The following is a 13,720-nucleotide window of genomic DNA, read 5'->3' as shown; positions in this document are numbered from 1 at the left end:
GGGCCGATTCTACACCGCTGGCGGCTGGAGGGAACGGGATACTCAGGGCCGCTGGCTTTGTTTAGACTGGCGGCCCTTTGCCCCTACCCCTCTCCAAAGGAATTGGAATGCCCGGTATCCATCGTTTTCTTGGGTTCTACCTGCTGATCGGTCTGATCCAGGGAATCGTCTTCTATTACTCCGATCAGCTCTATCGCTTGAGCGAAACCGTGTTTTTTGTCACCTACACCGTGGTGTTGGTGGGCGGTACCACCTTGCAACTGCTGGGGGAAAAAGCCCGACAGTGGCGGTCGTTGCTGCCTACGCTGGCATTCACCCTGTTGATGGGTGGCATGACGCTGTGGGTCTGCTACGGCCTCGACCATGTCGGCAATAACCGCTGGGCGATCAATTCCTGGTTTATCAGCGTGGTGGTGTTGAGCTATGTCTGTGCCACGTTTCTGTTCGCCTGGCCCGCCGAAAAAGGGCAACGCTGGCGTTATGAAGACCTGTTCCAGCAGGCCTGGAACAGCGTATTCATCGTGCTGTATGCCCTGATCCTGGTGGGGGTGTTCATGTTGCTGCTCAAGCTATGGGGCCGACTGTTCCTGATGCTGGGCATCGAATTTTTTGAGCGCCACTTCTGGAGCCAGCTATTCCTGTGCATCAGCTTGCCGTTGGTGTTCGCCTTGGGCATGTACCTGGCGGCGCGCAGCGAGAAAGTCATCGGCCAGATGCGCGGCATGCTGTTCAGCGCCTGTGGCTTGTTGTTGCCGTTGATCGCCCTGATCAGCCTGCTGTTTACCCTGACCTTGCCGTTCACCGGGCTCGGTCGGATTTGGGCGACGGGTTATTCCACGCCGATTCTGCTGGTGCTGGCGGGGGCGCAGCTGTTCTTGCTCAATGGTGTTTTTCAGGAGGGCGTTCAACCTCCACCGTACCCCAAATGGTTAACGCGGTTTATCGAATTGAGCCTGCTGTGCCTGCCGATTCTCGCCGCCCTGGCGTTTTATTCGAGCTGGTTGCGGGTCGAGCAATATGCCTTATCGCCACAGCGCTTCATTGCACTGGCGGCGGCGTTACTCTGTGGTTTGTATGGCCTGGCGGCCGTGTGGGCGGTGGTGTTGCGTTCGCCGGTCTGGCTGGCCAACCTGCGTGTTACCAACCCGGCCTTGGCGCTGCTGTTTTGTGGGCTGGTGGTGTTGGTCAACACGCCGATCCTCGATCCGGTGCGCCTGAGCGTCGACGATCAGGTCCGGCGTTTGCTCGACGGGCGTACCAAGGCTGAAGAGTTTGACGCGCACTACCTGCGTTTTGGCCTGGAGAAGGCTGGGGAGGCGGCGTATGCCAAGTTGCAGGTCGACCTGGACCAGGAGCGCATTCTGGACCCGGAATCGCGCCGTGCCTTGCGTGAGCGGATGGAAGACACCTCGCTGAGTTTCAGTGAACAGTATGAAAAAGAGCGTGCCCGCCGGCCCAAGCCCGAGCTGGAATGGATCGGCCCCGAGCCCAAGGGCAGCGAGCAGTTTGCCGAGCTCAGCCTGAACACTGACTCTGGGTGCGAGCCCGGCTGTGTGTTGTGGGCGGTGGACTTCGATCAGGACGGGCAGCCCGAAGTGCTTGCGATACCCCGCACCAGTTATCGCCATGACTTCAAGCCGCCGCGCATTTTTGTCCTGGACGATAAGGGCGAATGGGACGATCGCGGCCCTCTCGTATGGACGCAACTGCCCGACGGCTATGTGGACACCGAGACCCTGATCCACGATATCCGTGAGGGCAAGATCTCGTTGGTCAAGCCTCGTTACCGGCAGTTGCAGTCCAGTGACATGTTGCTCACGCCGGTGGTTCGTGAACCGTAGTCCGCCGATTGGTCACCAGCCCCCAGAGGCTGAATCCGATAAAACTGAGGGCGATGCTCATCAATAGATGATCGCCGGCCTGGGCCAGTGCCGCGCTGCCGACAGCGGCAGTGAGAAACATGATGCTATTGCCCGCCGACGCCGCCGTGCCCGCGCTGCTGGAGAACAACAGCATTGCTGCGGAAATCGCGGCGGGCCTGACCAGGGTGACGGCCAGGGCGCTGATCAGCATCGGGATCAACAAGGTCACAGTGGTCATGGCTTCAATGCTGACGATCAGCGTTAACAGCGCGCCTGCGACGAGCAGCAAGCCAAGACCGATATTGATTTGCCGGGACAGCGCCATGCGTTTTTGCAGGTACGAGGCAGCAACGCCGCCGAGCAGGTAGGCCAGGCCGTACACCATCAGCACCAGCGCATATTGGTATTCGGACAGCTTCAGCGCATCCATGAAAATCAGCGGCGTCACGCTGATCAGGGCGAAGTAGCAGGCAAACACCAGGGCGGCGATCCACCAATAGCGCAGAAAGTCCCGATTGCGCGCCACGGCCTTGAGTGTGCCGATGATGGATACCGGTTCGCGGTGCGGGCTGGAGGACTTCGACGGCAGGATACAGAGCGCCTGGATCAACATGCCCGATGCCATCAGCGCAAACCCATAGAAGCTCCCTTGCCAGTCGAAGGTGGTTTGCAGCCAGGAGCCGATCAGCGGCGACAGCGCGACAAACGAGCCGCTCAGGGTCATGTAATAGAGGCGCACCCGGGCTCGGTCCTGTTCGTCGAACAGGTCTTCCACCAGTGCATGGCCCAGTACGAAGAAGCCGCAGCCCATGGCCTGGACCGTGCGGAACAGCAGGAAGGTCAGGTAATCCGGTGCCATGGCGCAACCTATCGCCCCGAGGATCGACAGCGTGATACAGCCGAGCAGGACTTCCTTGCGCCCCCATTTATCCGAAAGCGGACCGGCGAGCAGTTGGGAGATGGAAAAGACCAGGGTGAACAGGCTGATGGACAGTGCGATGTCTGCGCTGGGCGTGTCGAACCGGGCGGACAGGGCGGGGAACGACGGGAGCAGGATATTGATCGGGAAAAAGCTGATCAGTGAGATGCAGGTGATGAGGATGAAGCGGGAGAGGGTGGGCCCAGACATTGTTTTTGTTTTCCGGAGTAAAGCCAGAAACCGATACTAGTCTGCGAAAAGTGGAATTCAATCAAAAGTGTTGAGAGAAACTTCCTGAATGGACGTGGCTTGCTTGGGTAGGAAAAGTTTTCACGGCAACCACAAAACAAATGTGGGAGGGGGCAAGCCCACTCCCACATTTTTATCTGTGCTTGGCTTTAGCTGTTTGGCAACAACCGGCACGTAATGCTCTTGATATACCGCGTCTCGACAATCGCCGGATGCACCGGATGATCCGGGCCCTGCCCGCCACGTTCCAGCATCTGGATATTGCGGTCCAGATGGCGGGCGCTGGTCAGCAGGATGTTCTGCAGGTCGTCTTCCGGCAGGTGCATGGAGCACGAGGCGCTGACCAGGATGCCGTCCTTGCTGAGCAGGCGCATGGCTTGCTCGTTCAGGCGGCGATAGGCGCCTTCGCCGTTCTTCATGTCTTTCTTGCGTTTGATGAAGGCCGGTGGGTCGGCGACGATCACGTCGAAGCGTTCTTCGCTGGCTTTCAATTCCTTGAGGGCTTCGAAGACGTCACCTTCGATGCAGGTCATCTTCTCGGCGACGCCATTCAGCGCGGCGTTGCGCTCCACGCCATCGAGGGCGAAGGCCGAGGCATCGACGCAGAACACTTCACTGGCGCCGAAGGCCGCGGCCTGCACGCCCCAGCCGCCGATGTAGCTGTACAGGTCGAGTACGCGTTTGCCTTTGGCATACGGGGCCAGGCGCGCGCGGTTCATGCGGTGGTCGTAGAACCAGCCGGTTTTCTGGCCCTGGATCACCGGGGCTTCGAATTTCACGCCGTTTTCTTCCAGCGCCACCCACTCCGGCACCAGGCCGAACACGGTTTCGACGTAGCGGTTGAGGCCTTCGGCGTCGCGCGCGGCGGAGTCGTTCTTGAACAGGATGCCGCTCGGCTTGAGCACTTGGGTCAGGGCGGCGATCACGTCGTCTTTATGGGCTTCCATGGTCGCCGAGGCGATCTGCACCACCAGGATATCGCCGAAACGGTCGACCACCAGGCCCGGCAGCAGGTCGGAATCGCCGTAGACCAGGCGGTAGAACGGCTTGTCGAACAGGCGATCACGCAGGGACAGGGCGACGTTCAGGCGGTGCACCAGCAGCGACTTGTCCAGTGGCAACTTGATGTCGCGCGACAGCAGGCGTGCGCAGATCAGGTTGTTCGGGCTCATGGCCACGATGCCCAGGGTCTTGCCGCCGGCCGCTTCCAGGATGGCCTGGTCGCCCGCCTGGAAGCCGTGCAGAGGGGTGGCGGCCACGTCGATTTCGTTGCTGTAGACCCACAGGTGGCCGTTGCGCAAACGACGATCGGCGTTGGCTTTGAGACGCAGGCTTGGCAGGGACATGACGTCGCTCCGGAAAAAAGAGCGGGAGTATACCTTGTTATGTAGGAAATGGCCGGACTGCCGGATGTGCGGGGAGGTGTCAGCCGAGGGTTGATAAGGGTTAGAATCCCCACCTAGCCCAGAGTGTGTACTTATGTCCCAAGAGCTTTCCGCCGAACAGATCCAGCAGGCCCTCCAAGGCATCAGCGTGCCGCCTCAGCCGCAAATCATGGTGGATTTGCAGATGGAGCAGTACATGCCCGACCCGGACCTGGAAGTGATCGCGCGGTTGATCTCCCAGGACCCGGGCCTGTCCGGCGCGCTGCTGAAGATCGTCAACTCGTCCTATTACGGCCTGAGCAACAAGATCGCCTCGATCCAGCGCGCGGTGAACCTGCTGGGCAGCCGTTCGATCATCAACCTGATCAACGCCCTGTCGATCAGGGGCGAGATGAGCGACGACACCATCGTCACCCTCAACCGCTTCTGGGACACCGCCCAGGACGTGGCCATGACCTGCCTCACCCTGGCCAAGCGCACCGGCGCCCAGGCGGTGGACGAGGCCTATGCCCTGGGGCTGTTCCACGACTGCGGCGTGCCGCTGATGCTCAAGCGTTTCCCCAACTACATGACGGTGCTCGAAGAGGCCTACGCCAACGCCGGCCCCGACTGCCGCGTGGTCGACACCGAAAACAATGCGTTCAACACCAACCATGCGGTGGTCGGCTACTACACCGCCAAGTCCTGGCGCCTGCCGGAGCATGTGACCGACGCCATCGCCAACCACCACAATGCCCTGGCGATCTTCAGCGATGAGACGTCGCGCAATCCGCAGCTGAAAAACCTGCTGGCGATCCTGAAGATGGCCGAGCACATCTGCTCGTCCTGCCGCGTGCTGGGCAACCAGTCGGTGGACCATGAGTGGAATGCCATCGGCCACCTGGTGCTGGACTATGTGGGCCTGTCGGACTACGACTTCGAAAGCCTGAAGTTGTCGATCCGCGAACTGGGCGCGCACTGATCCCCCCCTCACGAGGTACACATGCCCGAGTTACCAGAAGTCGAAACCACCCGGCGTGGGATTGCGCCGCACCTGGAAGGCCAGCGGGTCAGCCGCGTGGTGGTGCGTGAGCGGCGCCTGCGCTGGCCGATCCCGGAAGACCTGGATGTGCGCCTGTCCGGCCAGCGCATCGTGCTGGTGGAGCGGCGCGCCAAGTATCTGTTGATCAATGCCGAAGTGGGCACTTTGATCAGCCACCTGGGCATGTCGGGCAACTTGCGCCTGGTCGAGGTCGGCATGCCGGCGGCCAAGCATGAACATGTGGATATCGAGTTGGAATCCGGCCTGGCCCTGCGCTACACCGACCCTCGGCGTTTCGGCGCGATGCTCTGGAGCCAGGACCCGCACAACCATGAACTGCTGATTCGCCTGGGGCCGGAGCCGTTGACCGAGCTGTTTGACGGTGAGCGGTTGTTCCAGCTGTCCCGCGGCAAGTCGATGGCGGTGAAACCGTTCATCATGGACAACGCGGTGGTGGTGGGCGTAGGTAACATCTATGCGACTGAGGCGTTGTTTGCGGCGGGGATTGATCCACGTCGCGCGGCCGGCGGCATTTCACGCGGGCGTTATTTGAAGCTGGCAGTCGAGATCAAGCGCATTCTGGCGGCGGCAATCGAGCGTGGCGGCACCACGTTGCGGGACTTTATCGGTGGCGATGGGCAGCCGGGGTATTTCCAGCAGGAGTTGTTCGTCTACGGCCGCGGTGGCGAGGCGTGCAAGGTCTGCGGGACTGAGCTGCGCAATATGGTGCTGGGGCAGCGGGCGAGTGTGTTTTGCCCCAGGTGCCAGAGCTGATTGCTGTGTAGTGGTTGATATCGCTATCGGGGGCAAGCCCCCTCCCACACTTTGATTTGTGAATACGTTCAAAATGTGGGAGGGGGCTTGCCCCCGATGAGGTCTTTCCAGGCACTAAAGAAGCTCAAGCCTTACCGGTAATCTTCCGGTACTTCTCCATCAACTGCTCTTCCGTCTCCGGATGGGCTTCATCCAGCGGAATGCAATCCACCGGACACACCTGCTGGCACTGCGGCTCGTCGTAGTGACCGACGCACTGGGTGCACAGGTTAGGGTCGATCACGTAGATCTCTTCGCCCTGGGAGATGGCGGCGTTCGGGCACTCGGGTTCGCAGACGTCGCAATTGATGCAATCGTCGGTGATGATCAGGGACATGGAAACTCCTGCCAGGGCTGTCAGCCAAGGCATCTGAAAACTAATGCGCGCAATTGTGCCGCATTGGCGCCCGCAGTGCGAGCTGTGGTGAGCGGGGCAAGCCCGCCCACCACATTACTTCTTGAAGCGCAGCGTCAGCGCATCAGCCACGGCCGGATGCACGAACTTGGTGATATCCCCGCCCAAAGCGGCAATTTCACGGACCAACGTCGAGGAAATGAACGAATAACGTTCCGACGGCGTGAGGAACAGGCTTTCCACGTCCGGCGCCAGTTGGCGGTTCATGTTGGCCAGCTGGAATTCGTATTCGAAGTCCGACACCGCGCGCAGGCCACGCAGGAACACATTGGCGTTCTGCTCCTTGGCGAAATGCGCGAGCAACGTGGAAAAGCCCACCACTTCCACGTTGGGCAGGTGCTTGGTGACCTCACGCGCCAGCTCCACGCGCTGTTCCAGGGGAAACAGCGGGTTTTTCTTGGGGCTGGCCGCGACTGCGATGATCACATGGTCGAACAAACGAGAGGCGCGTTCGACCAGATCGCCATGGCCTTTGGTAATCGGGTCGAAGGTACCTGGGTACAACACTCGGTTCATCGCGTCGTCCTGGCGGAGTCCGTTGGGGAACCGGATGGTATCGCAGCCATCCCGGTCGGCCAAGTCAACTTATGCATAAGAAAGCCGTATAGACACCGTGAATAGCGTGTTTTTTCACGCTGTTTTCAGACGTTCGGCCAAGGCTGTCGCCAGTTGAGCGGTTAATCCGTACACCGATAATTGCGGGTTGGCCCCAATACTGGTGGGGAATAGCGAACCGTCGTGGATCGACAGGTTGCGCAATTGGTGATGGCGACCGAGGCTGTCAGCCACCGCATTTTTGGGATCTTCGCCCATGGCACAGCCGCCCATCACATGGGCGCTGCCCAGGGTTGTCCGGTGCAATTCCAGATTCAAACCCTCAATGACGCTGCGTGCCTCGGCCAAGGTGTTCACGAACCGTGCGTCATGGTGCATGGGCTTGACCGATTTGGCACCCGCCGCGAACTGGATTTCGGCCATGCTGTGGAAGGCCCGGCGCAGGCCGTCCCAGGCATAGGGTGAGACCTGATAGTCGAGCACCGGCGTACCGTCACCGCGTAAATCCACGCTGCCGCCCTGGCTGTCGGGGTGAAAGCCGTCACGCAACAGCGCGAGCATGGCGTGGGTATGGGGCAATTGGCCCATGTCCAGGGCGTTCTGCGTGCCATAGCCGCCGAACAAGGTGCTGGCCAATGCTGGATGCAAGGGCGGCGCTTCAAGCTTGTAGGACATTTTGCCGGTGGTGCCGTCCTGCCACTGGAAATGGTCGGAGTAGATCGACTGCGGCGCGCCGTAGAACGGGTTGATCACCTCGTCGAACAATGCGGCGGAGAAGTTCACCAAGTGCAAAAAGGTCCGCTTGCCCAGCCGCGAATGCGGGTCGGGGGCACCCGAGCGCATCAGCAGCGCCGGGCTATTGATGCCGCCGCCCGACAGCACGTAATGCTTGGCCTTCACTGTGATCTTGCGCCCGGTAGGCGCCACGCAGCGCGCGTCCATCGCTACGCATTCCAGGCTGCTGATGGTGTCGCCGCTGTATTTGAGCTGCTCGGCGCGGGCCAGGTACAGCAGCTCGCCGCCTTTTTCCAGGGTGGACGGGATGGTGGTCACCAGCATCGACTGCTTGGCGTTGACCGGGCAGCCCATGCCGCAATAACCCAGGTTGAAGCAGCCACGTACGTTGCGCGGGATCACATGCCAGCTGTAGCCGAGCTTTTCGCAGCCTTTGCGGATCACATCATTGTTGGCATTCGGGGGGATGGCCCATGGTGCGATGCCCAGGCGCTGCTCCATCTTTTCGAACCACGGTGCCATCTCTGCACTGCTGTGGCCTTTTACCGCGTACTCGCTGGCCCAATGGCTGAGGGTGGCGTCCGGGGTACGGAAGCTGGAGGTCCAGTTGATCAGCGTGGTACCGCCCACCGCGCGGCCTTGCAGGATGGTGATGGCGCCGTCCTTGCTCATGCGGCCGATGCCTTCCTGATACAGGCTGGCGTAGGCCTCGTCCTCCAGCAGCTTGAAGTCGCTGCTGGTCTTGAGCGGGCCTTCTTCGATCAACAGTACTTTGTAGCCGGCGGCGCTGAGGATCTCGGCAGTGGTGCCGCCACCGGCGCCGCTGCCGATGATGGCCACGTCGGCCTCCAGGGTCAGGTCGCGGTCGAGGGCGGCGCCATCGTGGGTTTTCCAGCCGCGGGCCAGGCCGTCGCGGAACAGATCGGGTACGGGCATCAGGGTCGTCTCTTGTTTTTATTGTGAGGGATGCAAATCAGATCTTCGGCGGGCCGGGGTAGCCGCAATGCGCCCAGGATTCGGGCCGGAAGTACCAGGCCATGATCACCAGCTTGAGCAGCGAGCCCTGGCCCATGCGCAGCAGGTTCAGGTAGCTGTTTTCCCAGCGGTGCAGGAAGTTGCGGATCTGCTCCGCGCTGGCGTTTTCCCAACTGCCCCAGATGCCGGTCAACGGGCCGCGCGTAATGCCCATGCCGAGCACATCGAACAGCTGCTGGGTGAGCTTGAACATCTCCGGCGACAGGTGTTGCAGGCTGTAGTCGAGTTTTTTCAACGTGTCTTCAATCCCGGCGACCACATCCTGAGCGCTGGCCACGCCTTCGAGCAGCACCGGGATCACCGCGCGCAGGAACGGCAGGTCACTGCTGCGCAACATGGCAAAGCCGCTGGCCGGGGTGCTGCTGGAGCAGCCGCTGAGGCTGGCGCCCAGCCCGGCCGTGGCCAGGAAAGCGCTGGCACACAGACCGATTTTCAAGACGCCGCGCCGCGACAGCGCGGGTGAATCAATGAGGCTAGGGTTCATTGTTATTGTTATCCCGTGGGTGGCGGTGTCAGCGGACAAACAGCTTCTGGATCAGTTTCTGGATCGATTTGCCGTAGGGCGGGTAGATCAATTTCGCCGCGTTCAGGCGCTGTTTCACCAGCACACCCTTGGCCTTGCTGAACGTCAGGAACCCTTCATGGCCGTGGTAGTGGCCCATGCCCGAGGGGCCGATGCCGCCAAAGGGCATGTCGTCCTGGGCCACGTGCAGGAGGGTGTCGTTCAGGCAGACACCGCCGGAATGGGTCTCGTGGAGGACCCGGTCCTGCTCGCGCTTGTTGTAGCCGAAGTAATACAGGGCCAGCGGGCGAGGGCGCTGGTTGATGTAGGCAAAGGCTTGGTCGATGCCGCGATAAGGCACGATCGGCAGCACCGGGCCGAAGATTTCGTCCTGCATCACGGTCATGTCATCGCTGACATTCAGCAGCAGGCTATGGGCCATGCGCCGTGCCTGGCCCTGGTCGTACAGCGGGATCAGGGTGGCGCCCTTGTCGGTGGCGTCCTTGACGTAGGCATTGAGCCGGGCCAATTGACGCTCATTGATGATGGCGGTGTAGTCCGGGTTGTCGGCCAGCGTCGGATAAAACCCGCGAACCGCCTTGCTGTAGGCCTCGACGAAACCCTCCACGCGGTCCTCCGGCACCAGCACGTAGTCCGGGGCCACGCAGGTTTGCCCGGCGTTCAAGGCTTTACCGAAGGCGATGCGTTCGGCGGCGTCCTTGAGCGGTACGTCGGCGGAGACAATGGCCGGCGACTTGCCGCCCAGTTCCAGGGTGACCGGCGTGAGGTGTTCGGCAGCGGCGCGCATCACGTGCTTGCCAATACTGGTCGCGCCGGTAAACAGCAGGTGATCGAAGCGCAGCTTGGAAAACGCCATGCCCACCTCGGCCTCTCCGAGCACCACGCACACCAGGTCCTCGGGGAAAATCCTCGCCAGTAACGCCTTGAGCAGTTCGCCGGTAGCGGGCGTGGATTCGCTGAGCTTGAGCATCACCCGGTTGCCTGCGGCCAACGCACCGACCAGTGGGCCGATGGCCAGGTACAGCGGGTAGTTCCACGGCACGATCACGCCGACCACGCCCAGGGGTTGGTAAATGACTTTGGCTGACGCAGGTTGGAAGGCCAGGCCTACAGCGCGGCGGGAAGGTTTCATCCAGCCTTTTAGGTGTTTGCTGGCGTAGTGAATGCCATGCAGGCTGGGCATCAGTTCGGCGAACAGGGTTTCGTCGGCGCTGCGCTGGCTGAAATCCTGGCTGATCGCATGGATCAGTGCCTGGCGCTCGTCACTGAGCACATCCCGCAAGGCCTTCAGCCACTGTTGGCGCTGTGCAGCTGGCGGCATCGGGTTGGCGGCGTAGGCGCGGCGTTGGGCGTCGAACAGGTCCTGGAGTTGATCCAGCGCCTGGGCATCTTGCAGGTAGGCAACGTTGGCAGACATGGCGCAGCACCGATTGTTATTGGTCTGCGTGGATTTTTAGAGTCATTGCTCTAAATTGTCAAATGACATTGCAGCAACATGCAGATTTATCCTGGCAAGGATAGGCCGTAAGATGCCCTATCACGTGTACAGAAGCTGATTCCCCTATGGCACCACGAGTAAAGACCAGCGAGCGTATTGTGCAAACCAGCCTGGAGCTTTTTAACCAGCAGGGCGAGCGCAGTATCAGCACCAACCATATCGCCGCCCATATGGAAATTTCGCCGGGCAACCTGTACTACCACTTCCCCAACAAGCAAGCGATCATCTCCGTGCTGTTTCGCGAATATGAAGCGTTGGTGGACAGTTTCCTGCGTCCGCCCCAGGGGCGTGCAATGGTCGTGGAGGACAAGCGCTTTTATCTCCAGGCCGTACTGGCCGGCATGTGGCGCTACCGTTTTCTGCACCGCGACCTTGAACACCTGCTGGAGAGCGACCCGGAGCTGGCCACCGGCTATCGGCGTTTTTCCCAGCGTTGCCTGATCCAGGGCGGCGCCATCTACCAGGGGTTTGTCGATGCAGGCATCCTGAACATGGACCCGGTGCAAACCGAAGCCCTGACCCTCAATGCCTGGATCATCCTCACCTCCTGGGTGCGTTTCCTGTGCACCACCAATGAAAACTCCGCCCACCTGAGTGCCGAAGCCATCAAGCGCGGTGTGTATCAGGTGCTGGTGCTGGAGGCGGGTTTCGTTACGCCCCAGGCGAAAGAAGCGGTGGATGCACTGTTCAAAGAGTTTTACGTGCCGTTGAACCAGGCACTGGAAGACGTGAAGTAGGACCTTTCCCGAATCTGTTCACAGGAGTCCATCATGCCGCTTGCCCAACTGATCAGCCCCCAGCAATTGGCCGAGCGCCAGACGTCGGCGGGGCTGGTGATCCTGGATTGCCGTTTTGCCCTGGAAGACCCGGATTACGGGCGTTGCAGCTACGCCGAAGGGCATATCGAGGGTGCGCAATATGCCGACCTGGAGCGCCATCTCAGCGGGCCGGTGATCAAAGGTGTGACCGGTCGTCACCCGTTACCGGCGGCGGGCACCTTCGCCGAGCAACTGCGGACATGGGGCATCCATGCTGACACCGATATCGTGCTGTATGACGACGGCCCTGGCGCCTATGCGGCTCGTGCCTGGTGGCTGCTGGCCTGGCTGGGCAAGCGTGACGGTGTGTTTATCCTGGACGGCGGCCTCAAGGCCTGGCATGCCGCGGGTTTCCCGTTGAGCCTGGACGCGCCGGTAACCGAGCGTGGGACTTTCGATGGCGCGCCGGACAATCACCTGCTGCTGGATGCCGAACACCTGCAAAAACGCCTGGGCCAACCCGGCCTGACCCTGATCGATGCCCGCGCCCAACCGCGCTTTCGCGGTGAAGTTGAGCCCATTGATCCGATTGCCGGGCATATCCCCGGTGCGCAATGTGCGGCGTTCAACGAAAACCTGGGCAGTGACGGGCGTTTCCTCCCGGCCGAGCAACTCAAGCAGCGCTTCGCCGCGCAGTTGCAGGGGCGCTCGCCGGAGGAACTGGTGGCGTATTGCGGTTCGGGCGTGACGGCCTGCCACAACCTGTTCGCCCTGAGCCTGGCGGGTTACCCGTTGGGCAAGTTGTATGCGGGGTCGTGGAGCGAGTGGATTACCGATCCGACGCGGAAAATCGCTACGGGTGACTGAGTTCCCGGCCGTGTAAACCCAATCCTAATATGAGAGGGGCTTATCCCTCCCACATGTTTAACCGTGTCGTGCCAATAACCATTGTGGGATGCGCCGCTCCAGGTAGTAGCCTGGGCGTTTCAGCGAGCCATCGACGAAGCCCACGTGCCCGCCCTTGGCCGTCAGCTCAAATTCGGTGCACGCCGACAGCTCACTGGCCTCGGGCAAGCTGTGGGCGAATACGAACGGGTCGTCGGCAGCCTGGATTATCAACGTCGGCGTGCGGATCGCGCCCAGGTAGTAGCGACTCGACGCGCGACGGTAATAGTCCTCGGCACTCAAGAACCCATGCAGCGGCGCGGTGACCCGGCCGTCGAAGTCCCAGAAGGTGCGCATCTTCTCCAGCGAGCCAAGCGCTTCCAGGGTTTTCAGCCCGTCCGCGCGGCCATCCTGTAAAAAACGGCGTTGTTTGACGCGGATATACGCGAGCATTTCACCCATGAAGTGCTTTTGATAAATCCGCGAGAAACCTATCCCGATCCGGTCTGCACACTGATCCAGGCGAAATGGCACCGACACCGCCGCTGCGCCTTGCAGCCCGGACGCCTCGCCGGTTTCCCCCAGGTGCTTGAGCAGCACATTGCCCCCCAGCGAATAACCCACCGCATACAGCGGCGCCAACGGCCGCTTGGCGCGCAGGTGCGCAATCGCGGCGGCGAGGTCTTCGCTGGCGCCTGAGTGATAGCTGCGCGCCAGCAGGTTGGGCTCGCCCGAACAGCCGCGCCAGTTCAAGGCCGCACTGGCCCAGCCTTGGGCGCCGAGGACTTTTTGCAGGCCGGCCACATAGGGGGAATTGGATGAGCCGGTCAGCCCGTGCAGCACCAGCACCAACGGCGCCTGCGCGTCATGGGGGCCATGCCAGTCGAGGTCGAGAAAGTCGCCGTCTTCCAGCCACAGGCGTTCGCGTTGGCGTTCGATATGGGTAGTCGGCCGCCACAGCGGCCCCCACAGGGTTTGCAGGTGAGGGTTGCCGAGGCCGAAGGCGGGGGTGAACTGGTCGGAGGACGGTGTCATGACACTCTCAGTTTTGAGCTGACTCACTGTCT

13 protein-coding genes are annotated in these 13,720 nt (G+C 61.3%); 5 read left to right on the top strand and 8 right to left on the bottom strand.

Going from position 1 to position 13,720, the window contains the following annotated elements; all coding sequences use genetic code 11:
- Positions 1-107: 107 nt before the first annotated feature.
- The gene (locus B9N88_RS21985; RefSeq protein ID WP_027606117.1) at positions 108-1,841 is read left to right on the top strand and encodes a DUF4153 domain-containing protein; all 1,734 of its coding nucleotides are present in this window, start codon (positions 108-110) and stop codon (positions 1,839-1,841) included.
- Here the strand turns inward: B9N88_RS21985 and B9N88_RS21980 are convergent.
- Positions 1,816-2,991: an MFS transporter gene (locus B9N88_RS21980; protein WP_027606116.1), complete on the bottom strand. Its 1,176-nt coding sequence runs from the start codon at positions 2,989-2,991 to the stop codon at positions 1,816-1,818. The genes B9N88_RS21985 and B9N88_RS21980 overlap by 26 nt on opposite strands.
- A 188-nt stretch (positions 2,992-3,179) precedes the next feature.
- Positions 3,180-4,376: a class I SAM-dependent rRNA methyltransferase gene (locus tag B9N88_RS21975; RefSeq protein ID WP_015373227.1), complete on the bottom strand. Its 1,197-nt coding sequence runs from the start codon at positions 4,374-4,376 to the stop codon at positions 3,180-3,182.
- Between the two features lie 187 nt (positions 4,377-4,563).
- Between B9N88_RS21975 and B9N88_RS21970 the strand changes: the two genes are divergently transcribed.
- Positions 4,564-5,376, top strand: a complete 813-nt coding sequence (locus B9N88_RS21970; RefSeq protein WP_169898796.1) for an HDOD domain-containing protein — start codon at positions 4,564-4,566, stop codon at positions 5,374-5,376.
- 21 nt (positions 5,377-5,397) lie between these two features.
- A complete protein-coding gene (gene mutM, locus B9N88_RS21965) occupies positions 5,398-6,210 on the top strand; it encodes a bifunctional DNA-formamidopyrimidine glycosylase/DNA-(apurinic or apyrimidinic site) lyase (RefSeq protein ID WP_027606114.1) in 813 nt (270 codons plus the stop codon).
- 124 nt (positions 6,211-6,334) lie between these two features.
- On the opposite strand, the gene B9N88_RS21960 is transcribed toward mutM, so the two are convergent.
- From B9N88_RS21960 to B9N88_RS21940, 5 genes are all read right to left on the bottom strand, one after another.
- The gene (locus B9N88_RS21960; RefSeq protein ID WP_003195146.1) at positions 6,335-6,586 is read right to left on the bottom strand and encodes a YfhL family 4Fe-4S dicluster ferredoxin; all 252 of its coding nucleotides are present in this window, start codon (positions 6,584-6,586) and stop codon (positions 6,335-6,337) included.
- 114 nt (positions 6,587-6,700) lie between these two features.
- A complete protein-coding gene (gene coaD / locus B9N88_RS21955) occupies positions 6,701-7,180 on the bottom strand; it encodes a pantetheine-phosphate adenylyltransferase (RefSeq protein WP_003176711.1) in 480 nt (159 codons plus the stop codon).
- 114 nt (positions 7,181-7,294) lie between these two features.
- Complete coding sequence (locus B9N88_RS21950; protein WP_027606113.1) at positions 7,295-8,890, bottom strand: GMC family oxidoreductase; 1,596 nt, start codon at positions 8,888-8,890, stop codon at positions 7,295-7,297.
- Between the two features lie 37 nt (positions 8,891-8,927).
- Positions 8,928-9,473 (bottom strand): hypothetical protein, encoded by a 546-nt coding sequence (locus B9N88_RS21945; RefSeq protein ID WP_027606112.1) that lies wholly within the window; start codon positions 9,471-9,473, stop codon positions 8,928-8,930.
- 28 nt (positions 9,474-9,501) lie between these two features.
- Entirely contained in the window at positions 9,502-10,929 is a 1,428-nt protein-coding gene (locus B9N88_RS21940) for a coniferyl aldehyde dehydrogenase (RefSeq protein WP_027606111.1), read from the bottom strand.
- Between the two features lie 146 nt (positions 10,930-11,075).
- Between B9N88_RS21940 and B9N88_RS21935 the strand changes: the two genes are divergently transcribed.
- The gene (locus tag B9N88_RS21935; protein WP_027606110.1) at positions 11,076-11,747 is read left to right on the top strand and encodes a TetR/AcrR family transcriptional regulator; all 672 of its coding nucleotides are present in this window, start codon (positions 11,076-11,078) and stop codon (positions 11,745-11,747) included.
- 33 nt (positions 11,748-11,780) lie between these two features.
- Positions 11,781-12,635 (top strand): sulfurtransferase, encoded by an 855-nt coding sequence (locus B9N88_RS21930; protein ID WP_027606109.1) that lies wholly within the window; start codon positions 11,781-11,783, stop codon positions 12,633-12,635.
- Between the two features lie 57 nt (positions 12,636-12,692).
- Here the strand turns inward: B9N88_RS21930 and B9N88_RS21925 are convergent, their stop codons facing one another.
- On the bottom strand, positions 12,693-13,688 hold the full coding sequence (locus B9N88_RS21925) for a hydrolase (protein ID WP_027606108.1): 996 nt from the start codon (positions 13,686-13,688) through the stop codon (positions 12,693-12,695).
- Between the last annotated feature and the right edge of the window lie 32 nt (positions 13,689-13,720).

The sequence above is a fragment of the Pseudomonas sp. LAMO17WK12:I1 genome, assembly GCF_900177315.1.
Taxonomy (GTDB): domain Bacteria; phylum Pseudomonadota; class Gammaproteobacteria; order Pseudomonadales; family Pseudomonadaceae; genus Aquipseudomonas; species Aquipseudomonas marginalis.
This window is presented reverse-complemented; position numbering and strand designations above follow the sequence as displayed.

Coding starts and splice junctions, on each gene's coding strand:
- B9N88_RS21985 (WP_027606117.1), top strand. CDS start 108: ATGCCCGGTATCCATCGTTTTCTTGGGTTCTACCTGCTGATCGGTCTG.
- B9N88_RS21980 (WP_027606116.1), bottom strand. CDS start 2,991: ATGTCTGGGCCCACCCTCTCCCGCTTCATCCTCATCACCTGCATCTCA.
- B9N88_RS21975 (WP_015373227.1), bottom strand. CDS start 4,376: ATGTCCCTGCCAAGCCTGCGTCTCAAAGCCAACGCCGATCGTCGTTTG.
- mutM (WP_027606114.1), top strand. CDS start 5,398: ATGCCCGAGTTACCAGAAGTCGAAACCACCCGGCGTGGGATTGCGCCG.
- B9N88_RS21960 (WP_003195146.1), bottom strand. CDS start 6,586: ATGTCCCTGATCATCACCGACGATTGCATCAATTGCGACGTCTGCGAA.
- coaD (WP_003176711.1), bottom strand. CDS start 7,180: ATGAACCGAGTGTTGTACCCAGGTACCTTCGACCCGATTACCAAAGGC.
- B9N88_RS21950 (WP_027606113.1), bottom strand. CDS start 8,890: ATGCCCGTACCCGATCTGTTCCGCGACGGCCTGGCCCGCGGCTGGAAA.
- B9N88_RS21945 (WP_027606112.1), bottom strand. CDS start 9,473: ATGAACCCTAGCCTCATTGATTCACCCGCGCTGTCGCGGCGCGGCGTC.
- B9N88_RS21940 (WP_027606111.1), bottom strand. CDS start 10,929: ATGTCTGCCAACGTTGCCTACCTGCAAGATGCCCAGGCGCTGGATCAA.
- B9N88_RS21935 (WP_027606110.1), top strand. CDS start 11,076: ATGGCACCACGAGTAAAGACCAGCGAGCGTATTGTGCAAACCAGCCTG.
- B9N88_RS21930 (WP_027606109.1), top strand. CDS start 11,781: ATGCCGCTTGCCCAACTGATCAGCCCCCAGCAATTGGCCGAGCGCCAG.
- B9N88_RS21925 (WP_027606108.1), bottom strand. CDS start 13,688: ATGACACCGTCCTCCGACCAGTTCACCCCCGCCTTCGGCCTCGGCAAC.